Origin of the sequence: Streptomyces griseorubiginosus (genome assembly GCF_001514195.1) — a bacterium.
Classification (GTDB): domain Bacteria; phylum Actinomycetota; class Actinomycetes; order Streptomycetales; family Streptomycetaceae; genus Streptomyces; species Streptomyces griseorubiginosus.
The window spans coordinates 238,084-255,244 of sequence record NZ_KQ948742.1 but is presented as its reverse complement, the minus strand read 5'-3'; the positions used below and the strand labels follow the sequence as shown (position 1 = coordinate 255,244).

General features: G+C 67.4%; 13 protein-coding genes and 5 pseudogenes. 10 read left to right on the top strand and 8 right to left on the bottom strand.

The annotated features are described in order from the left end of the window. The first annotated feature begins 52 nt into the window (after positions 1–52). The 7 genes from AQJ54_RS33055 to AQJ54_RS45805 all read left to right on the top strand — a co-directional run bounded on the left by AQJ54_RS33055 (position 53) and on the right by AQJ54_RS45805 (position 8,970). Positions 53–916 carry an FHA domain-containing protein gene (locus AQJ54_RS33055; RefSeq protein WP_062025718.1) on the top strand — a complete coding sequence of 288 codons (864 nt, stop codon included), beginning with the start codon at positions 53–55 and terminating at the stop codon, positions 914–916. Between the two features lie 10 nt (positions 917–926). Next, positions 927–1,439: an FHA domain-containing protein FhaB/FipA gene (locus AQJ54_RS33050; RefSeq protein WP_030319619.1), complete on the top strand. Its 513-nt coding sequence runs from the start codon at positions 927–929 to the stop codon at positions 1,437–1,439. Between the two features lie 98 nt (positions 1,440–1,537). Next, positions 1,538–3,106: a Stp1/IreP family PP2C-type Ser/Thr phosphatase gene (locus AQJ54_RS33045; RefSeq protein WP_062026074.1), complete on the top strand. Its 1,569-nt coding sequence runs from the start codon at positions 1,538–1,540 to the stop codon at positions 3,104–3,106. 27 nt (positions 3,107–3,133) lie between these two features. Then, on the top strand, positions 3,134–4,588 hold the full coding sequence (locus tag AQJ54_RS33040; RefSeq protein ID WP_062243532.1) for an FtsW/RodA/SpoVE family cell cycle protein: 1,455 nt from the start codon (positions 3,134–3,136) through the stop codon (positions 4,586–4,588). After that, a complete protein-coding gene (locus AQJ54_RS33035; RefSeq protein ID WP_062243530.1) occupies positions 4,585–6,057 on the top strand; it encodes a peptidoglycan D,D-transpeptidase FtsI family protein in 1,473 nt (490 codons plus the stop codon). The genes AQJ54_RS33040 and AQJ54_RS33035 overlap by 4 nt, the downstream gene beginning before the upstream one ends. A 169-nt stretch (positions 6,058–6,226) precedes the next feature. Continuing rightward, entirely contained in the window at positions 6,227–8,221 is a 1,995-nt protein-coding gene (gene pknB, locus AQJ54_RS33030; protein ID WP_062243527.1) for a Stk1 family PASTA domain-containing Ser/Thr kinase, read from the top strand. Positions 8,222–8,520: 299 nt separating this feature from the next. Beyond that, a complete protein-coding gene (locus AQJ54_RS45805; protein ID WP_159055579.1) occupies positions 8,521–8,970 on the top strand; it encodes a hypothetical protein in 450 nt (149 codons plus the stop codon). 79 nt (positions 8,971–9,049) lie between these two features. Here the strand turns inward: AQJ54_RS45805 and AQJ54_RS44055 are convergent. Together AQJ54_RS44055 and AQJ54_RS46915 are read right to left on the bottom strand one after the other, a co-directional pair. Beyond that, a pseudogene (locus tag AQJ54_RS44055) lies at positions 9,050–9,519 on the bottom strand (transposase family protein); the annotation flags it as partial. A 17-nt stretch (positions 9,520–9,536) separates the two neighbouring features. Beyond that, a pseudogene (locus AQJ54_RS46915) lies at positions 9,537–9,803 on the bottom strand (transposase); the annotation flags it as partial. A 221-nt stretch (positions 9,804–10,024) separates the two neighbouring features. Between AQJ54_RS46915 and AQJ54_RS33020 the strand changes: the two are divergent. Next, positions 10,025–10,858, top strand: a pseudogene (locus AQJ54_RS33020) (IS5 family transposase); the annotation flags it as partial. Between the two features lie 54 nt (positions 10,859–10,912). Here AQJ54_RS33020 and AQJ54_RS33015 read toward each other — a convergent pair. The 4 genes and pseudogenes from AQJ54_RS33015 to AQJ54_RS44050 form a co-directional block, all read right to left on the bottom strand. Further along, positions 10,913–11,383, bottom strand: a complete 471-nt coding sequence (locus AQJ54_RS33015) for a hypothetical protein (protein WP_062243769.1) — start codon at positions 11,381–11,383, stop codon at positions 10,913–10,915. Positions 11,384–11,511: 128 nt separating this feature from the next. Then, complete coding sequence (locus AQJ54_RS33010) at positions 11,512–11,910, bottom strand: hypothetical protein (RefSeq protein ID WP_062243525.1); 399 nt, start codon at positions 11,908–11,910, stop codon at positions 11,512–11,514. Continuing rightward, positions 11,907–12,761, bottom strand: a complete 855-nt coding sequence (locus AQJ54_RS33005) for an IS5 family transposase (RefSeq protein ID WP_062243766.1) — start codon at positions 12,759–12,761, stop codon at positions 11,907–11,909. The genes AQJ54_RS33010 and AQJ54_RS33005 overlap by 4 nt, the downstream gene beginning before the upstream one ends. Positions 12,762–12,916: 155 nt before the next feature. Beyond that, a pseudogene (locus AQJ54_RS44050) lies at positions 12,917–13,617 on the bottom strand (IS5 family transposase); the annotation flags it as partial. A gap of 1,525 nt (positions 13,618–15,142) precedes the next feature. Here AQJ54_RS44050 and AQJ54_RS46910 point away from each other — a divergent pair. Beyond that, complete coding sequence (locus tag AQJ54_RS46910; protein ID WP_062243519.1) at positions 15,143–15,391, top strand: IS110 family transposase; 249 nt, start codon at positions 15,143–15,145, stop codon at positions 15,389–15,391. Here AQJ54_RS46910 and AQJ54_RS32990 read toward each other — a convergent pair. Next, positions 15,385–15,978, bottom strand: a pseudogene (locus AQJ54_RS32990) (transposase); the annotation flags it as partial. The gene AQJ54_RS46910 and the pseudogene AQJ54_RS32990 sit on opposite strands and share 7 nt — an antisense overlap. A gap of 28 nt (positions 15,979–16,006) precedes the next feature. Here AQJ54_RS32990 and AQJ54_RS32985 point away from each other — a divergent pair. Then, on the top strand, positions 16,007–16,309 hold the full coding sequence (locus AQJ54_RS32985) for a restriction endonuclease (protein ID WP_248845481.1): 303 nt from the start codon (positions 16,007–16,009) through the stop codon (positions 16,307–16,309). A 100-nt stretch (positions 16,310–16,409) separates the two neighbouring features. On the opposite strand, the gene AQJ54_RS32980 is transcribed toward AQJ54_RS32985, so the two are convergent. Then, positions 16,410–17,150: a class E sortase gene (locus AQJ54_RS32980; protein WP_062243512.1), complete on the bottom strand. Its 741-nt coding sequence runs from the start codon at positions 17,148–17,150 to the stop codon at positions 16,410–16,412. Positions 17,151–17,161: the final 11 nt, after the last annotated feature.

Sequence of the window (17,161 nt, the reverse complement as noted above, 5' to 3'; positions counted from 1 at the left end):
AGCCGAGCAGCCGGCGCAGTACCCAGGACGGCAAGGACGGAGGAGGTGCCTCATGGGAGTCCTGAAGAAGTTCGAGCAGCGCCTCGAAGGTCTGGTCAACGGCACCTTCGCCAAGGTGTTCAAGTCCGAGGTCCAGCCCGTGGAGATCGCGGGAGCACTCCAGCGGGAGTGCGACAACAACGCCACCATCTGGAACCGCGACCGCACGGTCGTCCCCAATGACTTCATCGTGGAACTGAGCACGCCCGACTTCGAGCGGCTCAGCCCCTACTCCGGCCAGCTCGGCGACGAGCTCGCCGGCATGGTCCGCGACTACGCCAAGCAGCAGCGCTACACCTTCATGGGCCCGATCAAGGTCAACCTGGAGAAGGCGGACGACCTCGACACCGGCCTGTACCGGGTGCGCAGCCGCACGCTCGCCGGATCCACCGACCAGCAGGCCCCCGGCGCCGCCGCCCCGGCCGGCCGCCCCGGAGCCGGCGGCTACGGCTACCCGCCGCCCGCCCCGGCCGGCGCCCCGCCCATGCCCGCCGCCCCGCCGCCCGGCGGCCGCGGCGGCTACGGCTACCCGCCGGCCGCCCAGGCACAGCGTCCCGGCGCCGGCGGCCCGGTCGGCGCACCCGCCCCCGGCTCCCGCACCCGCCACTGGATCGAGATCAACGGCACCCGCCACCAGATCTCCCGCGCCACGCTGGTGCTGGGCCGCAGCACCGAAGCCGACGTGCGGATCGACGACCCCGGCGTCTCCCGCCGGCACTGCGAGATCCGGACCGGAACGCCCTCGACGATCCAGGATCTCGGATCCACCAACGGCATCGTGGTGGACGGGCAGCACACCACCCGCGCTACGCTCCGCGACGGCTCGCGGATCGTCGTGGGCAGCACCACCATCATTTACCGGCAAGCCGAAGGGTGAAGCGGGGGCAATGTCAGAGCTGACCCTCACGGTCATGCGGCTGGGTTTCCTGGCCGTACTGTGGCTGTTCGTGATCGTGGCCGTGCAGGTCATCCGCAGCGACCTGTTCGGTACGCGCGTCACCCAGCGCGGCTCGCGCCGGGAGGCCGGCCGGGCCCAGCAGGCCCAGCGCCAGGCGCCCCCGCAGCAGCGCCAGCAGCCGGCCTCGGGGGGCCGCCAGCGCCGTAACGCCCCCACCAAGCTCGTCGTGTCCGAGGGCACCCTCACCGGCACCACCGTCGCGCTCCAGGGCCAGACCATCACTCTGGGCCGGGCGCACGACAGCACCATCGTGCTGGACGACGACTACGCCTCCAGCCGGCATGCCAGGATCTACCCGGACCGCGACGGCAACTGGATCGTCGAGGACCTGGGCTCGACCAACGGCACGTACCTCGACCGGAGCCGGCTGACGACTCCCACACCGATTCCGCTGGGCGCGCCGATCCGTATCGGCAAGACCGTCATCGAGCTGCGGAAGTAGTGCTACATCATGAATAGGCGCGAGCGGAGCGAGCACGCGGCGTGGGCCCCCACCCCGGGCCCCGGCGCGCTCCCGACCGGAGGGTGGGCACCGTGCGGATGTATCCGGAGCCGACGGGCGAGGTGCGCATGAGTCTGTCACTGCGCTTCGCCGCCGGATCGCACAAAGGCATGATCCGGGAGGGCAACGAGGACTCCGGATACGCCGGGCCCCGCCTGCTCGCCATCGCCGACGGCATGGGCGGCGCCGCCGCCGGCGAGGTCGCCTCCTCCGAGGCCATCTCCACCATCGTCGCCCTCGACGACGACGTCCCCGGCTCCGACGTCCTCACCTCGCTCGGCCACGCCGTCCAGCGCGCCAACGACCAGCTGCGCTCCATGGTCGAGGAGGACCCCCAGCTCGAAGGCATGGGCACCACGCTCACCGCCCTGCTGTGGACCGGCCAGCGTCTCGGACTCGTCCACGTCGGCGACTCGCGCGCCTACCTGCTGCGCGACGGCGTCCTCACCCAGATCACCCAGGACCACACCTGGGTGCAGCGCCTGGTCGACGAGGGCCGCATCACCGAGGAAGAGGCCACCACCCATCCCCAACGCTCCCTGCTGATGCGGGCGTTGGGCAGCGGCGAACACGTCGAACCCGACCTGTCCATCCGCGAGGTCCGGGCCGGCGACCGCTACCTCATCTGCTCCGACGGCCTGTCCGGCGTGGTCTCCCACCAGACCCTCGAGGACACCCTCGCCAGCTACCAGGGCCCCCAGGAGACCGTGCAGCAGCTCATCGAGCTCGCGCTGCGCGGCGGCGGCCCCGACAACATCACCGTCATCGTCGCCGACGTCCTCGACCTCGACACCGGCGACACCCTCGCCGGACAGCTCTCCGACCAGCCCGTCGTGGTCGGCGCGGTCGCCGAGAACCAGAACCACCTGCACGACAACGGCATCATGCAGACCCCCGCCGGCCGCGCCTCCGGCCTCGGCCGCCAGGTGCCAGGACAGGGCGGCGGCGGATACGGCGGCCATCCCGACTCCGGCGACACCACCGGCTACGTCCAGGCGGGCAGCTTCGGCGACTACGGCGACGACGACTTCGTCAAGCCCCGCAAGGGCGGCCGCTGGCTGAAGAGATCCTTCTACACCGTCCTCGCACTCGCCGTCATCGGCGGCGGCCTGTACGGCGGCTGGCGCTGGACCCAGACCCAGTACTACGTCGGCGTCAACGGCGAACACGTGGCGCTGTACCGGGGCATCAGCCAGGACCTGGCATGGGTGTCGCTCTCGAAGGTGTCCAAGGACCACCCCGAGATCGAACTCAAGTACCTGCCCCCGTACCAGCAGAAGTCCGTCCAGGGCACCATCGCCGAGGGCGATCTGAAGACCGCCCAGAAGAAGATCGACGAACTGAGCGTCCAGGCCTCCGCGTGCAAGAAGGAAGCCGCGGCCGAGGCCACGGAGCGCGGGAAGAACTCCAAGACGGGTCAGGGCCAGGCCGGCGGCACCACGGGAACCACTCGGTCCTCCCTGACGTCAAAGGCCACACCGACCCCGACGACCACGTCCTCCCCGTCCCCGAACGCTTCCGCATCCCCGACCTCGCCCACTCCCACCCCCGGCCCCACCCTCTCGGACGAGGAGAAGCAGGTCGTCGGGAACTGCGGTACGCAGTAGGCAAGCCGTGAGAGGCCCTGTTACACGATGAGCGGTACTTCAGCCACGAACACGTCGACGCACCACACGTCCACGATCGGCGCGATCGGCGCACCGAGCCGCCGCAACACCGAACTGGCACTGCTGGTGTTCGCCGTGCTCATCCCGGTCTTCGCGTACGCCAACGTGGGCCTGGCCATCAACGACCAGGTCCCGGCCGGGCTGCTGAGCTACGGCCTGGGCCTCGGCCTGCTGGCCGGCGTCGCCCACCTCGTCGTCCGCAAGTTCGCCCCCTACGCGGACCCGCTGATGCTGCCCCTGGCCACCCTGCTCAACGGCCTCGGACTCGTCGCGATCTGGCGCCTGGACCAGTCCAAACTGCTCCAGTCCATCGGCCAGGCCGGCGGCAAGGCGACCAACCAGCTGATCTACACGGCGATGGGCATCGCCCTCTTCGCGGTCGTCCTGATCTTCCTCAAGGACCACCGCACGCTCCAGCGCTACACCTACATCTCCATGGCCGGCGCACTGGTCCTGCTGCTCCTCCCGCTCGTCCCCGGTCTCGGCGCCGAGCTCACGTACGGCGCCAAGATCTGGATCCAGGTCGGCAGCTTCACCATCCAGCCCGGTGAGTTCGCCAAGATCGTGCTCGCGGTCTTCTTCGCCGGCTACCTCATGGTCAAGCGCGACGCGCTCGCCCTCGCCAGCCGCCGCTTCATGGGCCTGTACCTGCCGCGCGGCCGCGACCTCGGGCCGATCATCGTCGTCTGGATGATCTCGATCCTCATCCTGGTCTTCGAGACCGACCTCGGTACCTCGCTGCTGTTCTTCGGAATGTTCGTCATCATGCTGTACGTCGCCACCGAGCGGACCAGCTGGATCGTCTTCGGTCTGCTGATGTCCGGGGCCGGCGCCGTCGGCGTGGCCAGCTTCGAACCGCACGTCCAGACGCGTGTCCAGGCCTGGCTCAACCCGATGCACGAGTACACGCTCAGCCGCACCCCGGGCGCCACCGGCGTCCACTCCGAGCAGGCCATGCAGGCCCTGTGGGCCTTCGGCTCCGGCGGCACCCTCGGCACCGGCTGGGGCCAGGGCCACTCCGAGCTGATCCGCTTCGCCGCCAACTCCGACTTCATCTTCGCCACCTTCGGCGAGGAACTGGGCCTGGCCGGCGTCATGGCGATCCTGCTGATCTACGGCCTGGTCGTGGAACGCGGCGTGCGCACCGCCCTCGCCGCCCGCGACCCGTTCGGCAAGCTTCTCGCCGTCGGCCTGTCCGGCGCCTTCGCGCTCCAGGTCTTCGTCGTCGCCGGCGGTGTGATGGGCCTGATCCCGCTCACCGGTATGACAATGCCCTTCCTGGCGTACGGCGGCTCCTCCGTCATCGCCAACTGGGCCCTGATCGGCATCCTCATCAGGATCAGCGACACCGCACGCCGCCCGGCGCCCGCCCCCGCCCCCAGCCCCGACGCCGAGATGACCCAGGTGGTCCGCCCGTCATGAACAAGCCCCTGCGCCGGATCGCGATCTTCTGTGGCCTCCTGGTCCTCGCCCTGCTCATCCGCGACAACTGGCTCCAGTACGTCAAGGCCGACAGCCTGCGTGAGGACCCCGACAACCGCCGGGTGCTGATCGCCCGGTACGCGACCCCCCGCGGCGACATCATCGTCGACGGCAAGTCGATCACCGGGCACGCCGAGACCACCTCCGGCGACTTCAAGTTCAAGCGCACCTACAAGGACGGCGCCATGTGGGCGCCGGTCACCGGCTTCGTGTCGCAGTCCTACGGCGCCACCCAGCTGGAGGCCATCGAGGACGGCATCCTCACCGGCAACGACGACCGGCTCTTCTTCCGCAACACCCTCGACATGCTCACCGGCAAGCCGAAGGAGGGCGGCAACGTCGTCACCACCCTCAACGCCGCCGCCCAGAAGGCCGCCTACGACGGTCTGAAGAAGCAGGGCGGCAAGGGTGCCGTCGCCGCCATCGAGCCGTCCACCGGCAAGATCCTCGCGCTCGCCTCCTACCCGTCGTACGACCCCTCGACGATCGCCGGCGGCAGCAACGCCGACGCCGAGGCATGGAAGAAGATCGACAAGAAGAACAACCCCGACGACCCCGCCCTCAACCGGGCACTGCGCGAGGTCTACCCGCCCGGCTCCACCTTCAAGGTCGTCACCGCGGCAGCCGCCCTGGAGAACGGCCTCTACACCGACGCGGACGAGAAGACCGACTCCCCGCTGCCGTGGACCATGCCGGGCACCACGACCCAGCTGAAGAACGAGGGCAACATCCCCTGCAAGAACGCCACCATGCGCGTCGCCCTCCAGTACTCCTGCAACACCGTCTTCGGCAAGATCGGCTCCCAGCTCGGCAACGAGAAGATGCTGGAGGAAGCCAAGAAGTTCGGCTTCGACGAGCAGCAGTTCGTCCCCGTGCGCTCCAGCGCGTCCGTCTTCTCCGACGACATGAACCCGTCGGAGACCGCGCTGTCCTCGATCGGCCAGTTCAACACCGCCGCGACTCCGCTCCAGATGGCCATGGTCGCCTCGGCCGTCGCCAACAACGGCACCCTGATGAAGCCGTACATGGTGGACTCCCTCCAGGCCCCGAACCTCGACACCCTCGAGAAGACGGAGCCGGAGAAGATGAGCGAGCCGCTGTCCGCCCAGAACGCGCAGATCCTCCAGTCGATGATGGAGACGGTCGTCAAGGACGGCACCGGCAAGACCGCCCAGATCGACGGCGTCACCGTCGGCGGCAAGACCGGTACCGCCCAGCACGGCGAGAACAACAGCAAGAACCCGTACGCCTGGTTCATCTCGTACGCCAAGGTCGGTGACAGCGCGCCGGTCGCCGTGGCCGTGGTCGTCCAGGACGACAACGCGGTCCGCGAGAACATCTCCGGCAGCGGTCTCGCGGCGCCCATCGCCAAGAGCGTCATGGAGGCGGTCATCAAGTCCAAGCAGTGACCCCCATCACGTCCCCTTCACATCGGTGCACGTTGCGATACCGGTCCTGTATCGGGTGACGCACTTGGCCAGGTCACACAAAGCTAGCCGGGTACGGTAGGCCCGGAGTGCAGCCTCCGACGGCACACACGTGCCGGTCGGGACCGACGGAGAGGGCTGGTAGGAAGCTATGGAAGAGCCGCGTCGCCTCGGCGGCCGGTACGAGCTGGGCCAGGTGCTCGGCCGTGGTGGCATGGCGGAGGTCTACCTCGCCATGGACACGCGCCTCGGCCGCACGGTGGCGGTGAAGACGCTGCGCGCGGACCTCGCGCGTGACCCGTCCTTCCAGGCCCGGTTCCGCCGGGAGGCCCAGTCGGCCGCCTCGCTCAACCATCCCGCGATCGTGGCGGTCTACGACACGGGCGAGGACTACATCGACGGGGTCTCGATCCCGTACATCGTCATGGAGTACGTCGACGGCTCCACGCTCCGTGAGCTGCTGCACTCCGGCCGCAAGCTGCTGCCGGAGCGCTCCCTGGAGATGACCATCGGGATCCTCCAGGCACTGGAGTACTCCCACCGCAGCGGCATCGTGCACCGGGACATCAAGCCGGCCAACGTCATGCTCACGCGCAACGGCCAGGTCAAGGTCATGGACTTCGGCATCGCCCGCGCCATGGGTGACTCGGGCATGACCATGACCCAGACCTCCGCGGTCATCGGCACCGCCCAGTACCTCTCCCCGGAGCAGGCCAAGGGCGAACAGGTCGACGCACGCTCCGACCTCTACTCCACCGGCTGTCTCCTCTACGAACTGCTGACGGTACGGCCGCCCTTCGTGGGGGACTCCCCGGTGGCCGTCGCGTACCAGCACGTGCGCGAGGAGGCCCAGCCGCCGTCGGTCTTCGACCCCGAGATCACGCCCGAGATGGACGCGATCGTGCTGCGGGCCCTGGTCAAGGACCCCAACTACCGCTACCAGTCCGCCGACGAGATGCGCCTCGACATCGAGGCCTGCCTCGACGGCCAGCCGGTCGCGGCCACCGCCGCCATGGGCTCGGTGGGCTACGGCGGCTACCCCGACGACCAGGCGACCACGGCCCTGCGCTCCGACGCGGGCGCCACCACCATGCTGCCGCCGATGAGCCCGGACGACGGCGGCTACGGCTACGACGACCGCCCCGACCGGCGCCGCCAGAAGAAGTCGAACACCTCGACGATCCTGCTGGTCGTGGCGGGCATCCTGGTGCTCGTCGGCGCGATCCTGATCGGCAAGTGGATCTTCAGCGGTGGCGGGGGCGCAGGCAACGACCAGGTGGACGTGCCCAACATCGTCAACCAGTCGCAGTCGGACGCCACCAGACAGCTGTCCAACGTCGATCTGAAGATCGGCCAGGTCACGCAGAAGGCCTGCGAGAACACGTCCAAGGGCAACATCTGCGAACAGGACCCGACGGCCGGCACCAAGGTCGACAAGAACACCGCCGTCAACATCGTGGTCTCCACCGGGGCGCCGAAGGTGGCCGTCCCCAGCGTCCTCGGCCAGGACGTCGACCAGGCCACGGAGACGCTGGAGGGCGACAAGTACCAGTTCGTCGTCAAGACCAAGCAGGAGGAGTCCGCCGAGAAGCCGGGCACCGTCCTGAGCCAGGACCCGAAACTGGGCGCCGAGGTGGAGAAGGGCTCCACCGTCACCCTCACCATCGCCAAGGCCGAGGAGAAGTCCACGGTCCCGGACGTGACGGGCCAGTCCTGCGAGGACGCCAAGAAGCAGATGCAGGCGAACAACCTCGTCGGCAACTGCACCGAGGTCGAGACCGAGGACACCAACCAGATCGGCAAGGTCATCGCGACCTCCCCGCAGGCCGGCACCCAGGCCGACAAGGGCTCGTCGGTCAACATCCAGATCGGCAAGGCGGCGGACAAGACCGAGGTCCCGGACGTCAGGGGCCGCACGGTCGCCCAAGCCCGCCAGATCCTCAACAACGCCGGCTTCACGAACATCCAGTTCGCCAACGGCAGCGACCAGAGCGACACCGCGGTCGTGGCTCAGCAGGACCCCCAGGGGGGCAGCGAGGTCGACGATCCGGGCAGCACCCCGATCAACCTGACCACGGTGAGCGTCGGGGGCGGCAACAACGGCGGCAACAACGGCGGCGGCTTCTTCGGAGGCAACGGAACATAGGTCCGCACCGAAGAATGAGCCCAATACAGGGTCGGGGCCCCGAAAACCATCGAGTTCTCGGGGCCCTTTACCGTATGACCGAGATTGCACTCGGAACACAGTCATAGGCGCTGAGCAGTCGTTACAGGTGCTGCGGTACTCCGTCAACCACTATCCAACGCACAATTTAGACCAAACTTACATGTCAATATAAATTACCCAACTGCCTTACAGTACAGGAAAGTTGTTCTAAACTGCTGGCGCTAAATGATCTCTCCGGCTAGCCTTCATCTGATCCCAGTCCGACCTGAAGGAGCATAGTGCGCAAGGCACTTGGAGCACTCGCGGCGACAGTCGCTGTCATTGCATCCGGCATGGTGTTCGCACCCGCGGCGAGCGCCGCCGGCTACGGCTGCGCCGGATCGGAGATCGACACCTATCCGGTGAAGACCTCCGGCGGAACTCAGTATGCGACGATCCATCTATTTTACGACTCTTCCACGGGCAACAACTGCGCAGTGACGGTGGCCACCACCGCTGGCGGTTACGGGACCTCCGAGACAACCATGGCGAGCATCTCGGAGTGTTCTGGTACTACACTCACCAGCTGCGTCGACGGGGCAATAACCCGCAAGGCTGATGCCGGAAGTTACCAGTACTACGCGGGGCCGGTGTCAGTCCCCGGAGCGGGCCACTGCATTCTCGTTTCCGGTAGCCGCACGCACAATGGCGTGGTCGCCGGAAATCAGTACGGCCCCGTGCACTGCTGACAGCGCTCCTCTTCTACCGCGAAGCGCCCCGGGCCCTTTTTACGCAGGGCACCGGGGCTTTTCCTATCAGCGAGGCATTTCAGCGTTGCCGCTCCAGGGTGCGGAGGGCCACGGCGATTTGACGTCATTCGATTCGGTCTGCACCGGGATCTGGGGAAGACGCGCCAGGACTTCAGCCGTGCGACGCCGTGTTCGACCGGTGCTCGTGCGGCGGACAGCGCGCGGTTTACGGTTTGCTGGGCTGGTGTGAGTTCGCGGCCCGGTGGGTGTCTGAGGGGTGTGATCACCGACGAGCCGGCTCTCACGTAGGCGCGGTCGGCAAGGATCGGGATGCCCGGGCGTTCGCGGATCCGGATGATCCGGTGGGAGCTGGGCCGTCAGGTCGTGGGTGCGGCTGGGGCAGTGCAGCCGAATTCCACAGCAACCGGCCCGATGAATCGGCCCCACCTGCACGTTGACTCCGTGTCGACGGTGCTTGTGGGAGTAATCGGCCCGGCTGTCTACGACCCGGTTGCACTCGGCAAGGGTGCTCTCCAGCAGCACGTAGTCGCTTTTGGGGCCGGCTTGTCCTCGCCAAGGAACTTCGTCGTCTGCCGGACGATCGCCAACTCGGCTTCCAGCTCATGGATCCGCCGACGAGCGGGCCGCAACTCAGCAGACTCGTTCGACGGCGTTCACGGTCGCCGCCCGTTGTCGATGTCGTCTTGCAGCAACCACTTCGACAACGTGACCGGATGGATGCCGAGCTCCACCGCCGTCTGATTGGCCTGCTTGCCGGCGGGGACCAGCGCGATGGCACGCGCCCGGAACTCAGGAGGATGGGGACGAGGCATGACTGCCAGCCTTCCGTGAAGTGCTGTCAGTTAGTCAACAGAACTGGAACCTGAGACGCCATCCGCTTTCCGATCAGCGGGTTTGTTGGTCGAACAAGGGTCTTGATCGGGTGATCGAGGTGGGGTCGGTGCATGAAGGCAGGGCCTCGCGGTAGCTCGGGGTTGTCGAAGCCAACGAGCACCGGGAGGCCCTGTTGCTGCAGTCTGTCGCGCTTGCGTCCGTGGAGTCCAACGCGCCGTCTCCGGCGTGTGACTGTCTCGCGCACAGGTTCGGCAACGCGGCGGATGGGCCGGACCGCGTCCCGTGTTACGGCTCCGATCTGACGGAGGCCGAATGGCAGGTCATCCGGCCGCTGCTGCCGATCCCCGCGTGGCTTCAGGGGCGGGACGGCCGGCCGGAGGGCTATTGCCACCGCGTGATGCTGGATGCGATCCGCTATGTCGTCGACAACGGCGTCAAGTGGGTCAACCTGCCCTGTGACTTCCCGCCGTACCGACGAGTGCACGCGTTCGCCCGACGCTGGCAGGTGACGGGCCTGCTCACCGAGCTCCACGACCGGCTGCGCGACAAGATCCGCCAGGAGGAAGGCCGTTCGCCGGACCCGACGGCCGCCATCGTGGACGCGCAGTCACTGCGGGCGGCGACGAACATCCCGCGCTCGACGTCCGGGTGGGACGGCGGGAAGAAGGTGGGCGGCCGCAAGCGGCACCTGGTCGTGGACTGCCTCGGCCTGGTCCTGGCCGTCACCGTGACCGCGGCAAGCGTGCAGGACCGCGACGCCGCCGTCCCGCTGCTCGAGCGGCTGCGCACCATGTACTTCTCCATCCGCCTCGTCTGAGCGGACGGCGGTTATGCGGGCCGGCTCGTCGAGTGGGCGGCCGAGAAGCTCCAGCTCACCTTTGAGATCGTCAAACGCACCGACGACACCAGCGGGTTCGTGGTGCTGCCGCGCAGATGGGTGGTGGAGCGCACCCTGAGCTGGCTGATGCGCTCGCGCCGCCTGGTGCGCGACTACGAGACACTGCCCGCCATGCACGAGGCCATGGTGCTGTGGTCCATGACCATGCTCATGAGCAGCCGCCTGGCGGGGGGCGTCGGCCAGGCGCCTTCAGCTGGCCGACGCCGCGAGCAGGGTGAACAGCCCCGGCCGCACCTGGAGCGCCCACCCCCGCTCCACCAGGCGCTTCGCCTTCGACCGCAGCCCTTCGACCTTCGCTGGAACCGCCTGAAGGCCCAGGGCCACGGCCAGCTGCTGGCACCGCATACCCTCCCGGGCTGCATCCGACTCCAGCACGGACATGATCCGCTGGTAGTCCGCAGGCAGGACCGCCGCCGTCATGCCCTCGGTCCGTCTGGGCACCGCCGACCCCGCCACCGCACTCACCACTGGCTCCGCGACCGCGACGGGCGGCTCGGCCAGCACCTCGGCCACCGTCACGCGGGCATCCGCCAGACGCTCAAGTGCCCGTTCCTCCTCGCCGAGGGCAGCCTCTACCCGCTCGGCCTCCTCCCGCAGCCGTGCCACCTCTTCCCGGACCTTCTTCTCCCGGGCCTCCAGCAAACCGAGCACCGACGGCACCAGCCACCTCCACCAGCGAGACGAGCAGACGAACCACGCCCATCTCTCCCGCCGCCAGCCGGAGTTCATGCCCACCCAGCCCCAACCAAACGATCACGTTCGGAAAGCGGATGGCTTCTGAGAGGGCGTTAAGTCCGTTTCTGGTAGCGGCCTCGTCCGGGCTGGGTGAGGAAGCCTTGACGGAGGAGGCGTCCGAGGCGAGCGCGGGTAACGTTGACCGATGCCTCGTCGGTGGGCATGCCGAGGAGTTCGTGCAGCTCACGGGCTCGGAACTCCTGGTCGGGGCGCTGGTGGAAGGCGTGCACGATGGCCTGGCAGACGCTGTTCGTCTCGGGCTCTTCGGAGTCTTCTTGGGTCGGTGCGAGTTCGGCGATGACTTTCCGGGTGGTCGCCAGGTCCGTGAGTCGTGCTTCGATCTCGGCCAAGGCGGCGGTCAAGTGCTCGATCTGGTCGTGTAGTTCACCGGCCCGGACCGTGGCCTTCTCGTGCTGCCTCTGGAGGTCTGCCAGGAGCTCAAGGACGTTCATGCAGCCAGCTCGAGGATGTCGCGCCAGGCCGGACTCGGGGTGGTGAGGCGGCGGGTCATGTTCGCGATGGAGGCCCAGTAGACGCGTGAGGCAGAGCTGTCGGGCCGGTGGTCGTACTCACGGGCCAGACGCCGGTGCAACATCAACGTGCCGTTGACCTGCTCCACAATCCACCTTTTCGGTTGCGGAACGAAGCCTTTGCCCTGGTCATCGGGGTTGCGGCGGACGACCTCGACGTCGATGTCCAACAACGCGCCATGGATCAGGACTTCGTCCTTGAAGCCCTGATCCACCAGGGCCTTCTCCAGCCGCATCCCGCACCGCTCGGCGACCTGGTCGAGCAGGGCGGTGCCGGCGGTGTTGTCGTGGGCCGAGGCGGCCAGCACCACGACGCCGATGACCAACCCCAGCACGTCCACGGCCAGTCCCCGCTTGCGGCCCGACACCTTCTTGTTGGCGTCCAGCCCCGTCGTGGTCTTCGGGACACCCGCGGCCGCGCGCACGGACTGGGTATCGAGGATCACGAGGGACGGGTCCTCTAATCGGCGGGCCTTCTCCCGGACCTGGTAGCGCAGGAGTTCCTGGATTCGCTGGTCAAGGCCGTCCTGGCGCCAGAGCGTGAAGTAGTAGAACACCGCCGACCAGGCCGGTAGATCGTGGGGCAGGTAGCGCCACTGACAGCCCGTCCGGTTCTGGTAGAAGATCGCGTTCACGACCTCCCGCAGATCACAGGCCCCGGGGTCGCCGGTTGCCGACCGGGCCACCCGGTCCTGCTTCCAGGCCGTGATCATCGGCTCGATCAACATCCACTGCTCGTCCGATAAGTCGCTGGGGTATGGCTCTCGCCCCATGTCCCGCATCACAGCATGGACATGCCCAGTAAGTGGTCGACCTGGCGATCAGTACCACGATCGAGCGATCACGAACCGGGGAAGATCGGACTTAACGTCCACTGAGAGGTGGGGCAGGTCAAACCTGTCACCCGAACCTGCCTCAGACCCAGGCCATGTAGCCAGGCGATGGTTCGCTCGACTACCCACCGGTAGGTGACCAGGCCGGTCCCGTGCAGGGTTCCGCGTCGGGCGATGGCGGGAACTATGCCGCGGGCGCGGACCTGGTCCCGGTAGACGTCGTGGTCGTAGCCGCAGTCGGCGAACAGGAAGTCGGGCCTGCGGCGTGGATGTCCGACCCTGCCGCGCACCAGCGCGACGGCGTCGAGCAGCGGCAGGAGCTGAGTGACGTCGTTGCGGTTGCCACCGGTCATCAGGACGGCGAGCGGGGTGCCGGGGCCGTCGGTGAGCACGTCGTGTTCGACCCGGCCCGCCCTCGGTCGGCCAGCGACGGCCCCATGTAGAGCCCCTTTTTACCGCCCGAACGTGCGATGAGTCGACCACGCACGTCGACCAGTCCAGTCGCGCGGCCGCGTTCAGTTCGGCCAGGAGCACTTCGTGCAGCCGCTGCCACACGCCCGCCTCGTTCCAGTCGCGGAGCTGGCGCCAGCACGTCATCCCCGAGCCGAACCCGAGTTCCTGAGAGAGGTGTTCCCACTGGATGCTGGTTTGCAGGACGTACAAGATCCCACACAAGACTTCCCGGTCCGTGCAACAGCTTCCGCCCCGGATACCTGAACCGCCGCTGCCGCATCGGTAGCAGCGGCTCCAAGCGGTCCCACAACTCATCCGGCACGATCCAAGGCGACGCCCCCATACCGGGCTGAACGCTCAACTCCCCCATGGACACGGCCATCAGGACCGAACCAGCTCATGTGTTAGCCGCTGTTAGTGCACCTGCGAACGAACTTAAACGCAACGCCGATCAAGGTCACAGCGACCGCCGAGAGGATCCACAGTCGTCGTTTCTCCGTACGGCCAGCACGCATGATGTCACCGAGGGGAGGAGTTTCAGACACCGGAGCTGCTGCCGCTGCGGATTGGACCAGTTCACGAAAGCGAGCCTCTTTGGAGCTTGGGAAATTTTCATCATTTACCGCAAAAGACACAATAAACTCCTCTTTACCTAAATACGGGTGGCTAATTTCAGCTTACTCAACACGGCTGCGTACCAGACCCGCTCTCTTGACTCACTTGCCGCGTTGATTACGTCCCGTAGCGATCAAGCCTCGTGATGACAAACCTTGGGGAAAGTGAGCCGTCTGCCTGTCCGTACGGCCGTGACACTTGGAGTAGCTGGGTGCGGTCGCCACCACGGTGGCTACCGCACCCAGCGCTGCTGCTGCAACGTACAACGGTGGTTGCGGCTCCGGGTATGTCTTCGACGTGGGGAGGCCTCATCTCCATGTACGCCGCTGGTCTCTGCGTCACCTGGAGCGGCAGTATCAGAAGCGCACAAGAGGCGGCACGACGCGCATGAACTGCGGGTGACTACCTTCAGCAGCGACAGCCCACGGCACAGCACACCCCCGCCCCTACCCAGTGAGCCATGAACGACTGAGCTACCCAGCTCGCCGTGCAGTTCAGTGAGGGTTTTCAGTAGGGCCACTGACCGGGTGATGCCGACGGGGTGCGCAACGAACAAGGCTCCCGTGCCGTTGGGGGAGGTCTTCGACGTCTCAACCCACAGACACAGGAGCGGCGTTGCTTTCGTATTCTGCCGGACTTGACCTGACCCACGCGCTGGTCAAGTGGGTCACGGTGCTCATCCCGCGCCCGGCCTGCTGCGCGCGCGACGCGAAGCCGACCCCGACTACGTGCTGCTGGACAGCACCCTTGCCGGGTGCAACCGGGTCGTAGACAACCGGGCCGACTACTCCCACTGTGAGGATGGTGGCCGTGTCGTTCTGGCCACGGCTTGACTGGCACTCTCACTGGCCTCTTGTGCCCAGTGTTTGATCTGTCAGCCCGGCCGGAGCGGCACGTACCGGCGCTGGGCTGGCGGAGCGTGTCCCGATAGGGGCCTTGGCCTCGAAGGCACCGTCACAGTCCTGACCGCTCCACCGACCGGCGCTGACTATCGGTACGTCGGCGAACAGGAGCACCGTGACCACCCTCGGCAGGCCCGCTGCCATTCCTGCTGTCCACGCTGCCGAGGCCGCGGCCGAGCCGCACGTGGTGGTGCTCGGCGTCGACACCCACAAGGACGTGCACGTCGCCGCCGTCCTTGACCACCTTGGCAGGCTGCTGAGCAGCGGAGAGTTCCCGGCCACCGCGGCCGGCTACCGCCAACTTCTCTACTGGGCACGCGGCACGCCAGCGCGGAAGCGCTGCGGGCCGGGGTGGAGTGCACGGGCTCCTATGCTGCAGGCCTGGCCCGCTACCTGGCGACCCAGCAGGTTGCGGTGGTAGAGGTTAATCAGCCCGACCGATCCACCCGGCGCCGCCGCGGCAAGACCGACGCCGTCGACGCCGAGGCTGCCGCCCGGGCCGCGCTGTCCGGCATCGCACAGGCGCTACCGAAGAGCGACGACGGGCAAGTGGAAGCGCCGCGTATGCTCCGATTGGCGAAGAACTCCGCGGTCTACTGATCTCTTCGGGTTGTTGTCGGGTGCTGGGCCAGGGTGAGTCCGGTGCCGGCGAGGCAGCCGTCGATGAGGTCGGGCCGGAGCTGGATGTGGCGCAGGCCGCGGCGGAGGGTGTGTTCGAGATGCTCGTCGTCGGTGAAGGCTGTGTTGGCCAGCGGGCCGCGGCGTAACAGTGACCAGATGCCCTCCGCCGGATTCAAGTCCGGTGAGTAGGAGGGCAGTTGCACGATGGTGAGCCAGTCGTGCGCAGCCGCGTACTCCTGCATCCCGGCGGCCCGGTGCACGTTGAGATTGTCCCAGATCAAGACGATGGGGGCCTTGAGCTGGATGTGGGCGCGGACGACCAGGTCGCGGTAGTCACGCCAGGAGAAGCTGTCGCGTCCGGTGCCCTTGTGCTTGCGGTGGCGGTGCGGCCGGTAGATCAGCCGGGACGCCTCGCCTTGCTTGTAGCAGCACATCGCAGCGATCGACCAGCGGCGCCAGGAGCGGCCGCGCACCCGCACCACCGGCGTATGACCACACCGGCCCCAGGTGCGGGCCCGCGGCGGTGTCATCGAGAACCCCGCCTCGTCCTCGAAGACGATGAACGCCCTGCTACGACGCGAGGGCTGCACCAACGTGACCGTGCAGGGCGGCCACGGAGACCGGGGCATCGACGTCAGCGGGCTCACCTCCGATGGACGACGCCTCGTCGTCCAGTGCAAGCGCTTCGCGCCCTACCTCAACATCACCAGCCCCGACATGCAGAAGTTCGTCGGAGCCGCCAAGGTTCTCCACAGCGCGGAGGTGGCACTCTTCGTGGCCACTTGCCCGTTCACCTCGGAAGCCCTGCACATCGCCGCCGAGACCGGGATCACCGTCGTACACCGTGGGCTGCTGGAGCAGTGGAGCGCCGGGGAGCCGCTGGAAGTCCTGCAGTAGGCGCGGCCCGACGAAAAGGGCCCGAAGCCGCAAGAGCAAGTTGCGGCTTCGGGCCTTCGCCATGCTAGGTGACTGAGTTCCTCGCAGGAACTCAATCACCTCACCGCAACTCCTTCGGCAACGTCCGCTCGCTGTCCACCTTCTGGGTCCGCACCAGCTCCCCCCACACCACGTACCGGTACCGCGACGTGTACACCGGCGTGCACGTCGTCAGGGTGATGTAGTGGCCGGCCTTCTTCTTGCCGGACTCCTTGGGGATCTGGCCAAGGACGTCGACGTTGTACTTCGAGGTCTCCGAGAGGATGGCGTAGACCTTGTAGACGTACCACTCGTCCTTGGTCTCGAAGACGATCGGATCGCCCTCTTTGAGCTTGTCGATGTTGTGGAACTTCGCCCCGTGGCCGTCCCGGTGCGCGGCGAGGGAGAAGTTGCCGGTCTTGCCGCTGGTGGGCAGCGTGGCCTTCACCGGGTCGGTGTAGTAGCCGGCCACACCGTCGTTGAGGATCTTCGTCGACGTGCCCTTCTCGACCAGGACCTCGCCGTTCCTCATCGCGGGCACATGCAGGAACCCGATGCCGTTCTTGGTGTCCAGCGCGCCCGGACCCGTGTCCCGGCCCTCCATCCAGCTGTCGCGCACCTTGTCGGCCTGCTTGTCGGCCTGCCGGTCGGCGACGACGTTCGTCCACCACAGCGAGTAGACGACGAACAGACCCAGCACCAGGCCCGCCGTGATGAGGAGTTCACCGAAGACGCTCACCGCCATGGCGATGCGTCCGGTGCCACGACGGCGCGGCGCGGACGGGCCGGTGTGCTGCTCTTGCTGCTCCGTGGTCGCTGCCACTAGTCATCTGC

Excerpts from the sequence above, each read along its gene's own strand:
- AQJ54_RS33010 (WP_062243525.1), bottom strand. The coding sequence starts at position 11,910 with ATGAACGTCCTTGAGCTCCTGGCAGACCTCCAGAGGCAGCACGAGAAG.
- AQJ54_RS33050 (WP_030319619.1), top strand. The coding sequence starts at position 927 with ATGTCAGAGCTGACCCTCACGGTCATGCGGCTGGGTTTCCTGGCCGTA.
- AQJ54_RS33035 (WP_062243530.1), top strand. The coding sequence starts at position 4,585 with ATGAACAAGCCCCTGCGCCGGATCGCGATCTTCTGTGGCCTCCTGGTC.
- AQJ54_RS33055 (WP_062025718.1), top strand. The coding sequence starts at position 53 with ATGGGAGTCCTGAAGAAGTTCGAGCAGCGCCTCGAAGGTCTGGTCAAC.
- pknB (WP_062243527.1), top strand. The coding sequence starts at position 6,227 with ATGGAAGAGCCGCGTCGCCTCGGCGGCCGGTACGAGCTGGGCCAGGTG.
- AQJ54_RS33040 (WP_062243532.1), top strand. The coding sequence starts at position 3,134 with ATGAGCGGTACTTCAGCCACGAACACGTCGACGCACCACACGTCCACG.
- AQJ54_RS33045 (WP_062026074.1), top strand. The coding sequence starts at position 1,538 with ATGTATCCGGAGCCGACGGGCGAGGTGCGCATGAGTCTGTCACTGCGC.
- AQJ54_RS33005 (WP_062243766.1), bottom strand. The coding sequence starts at position 12,761 with ATGGGGCGAGAGCCATACCCCAGCGACTTATCGGACGAGCAGTGGATG.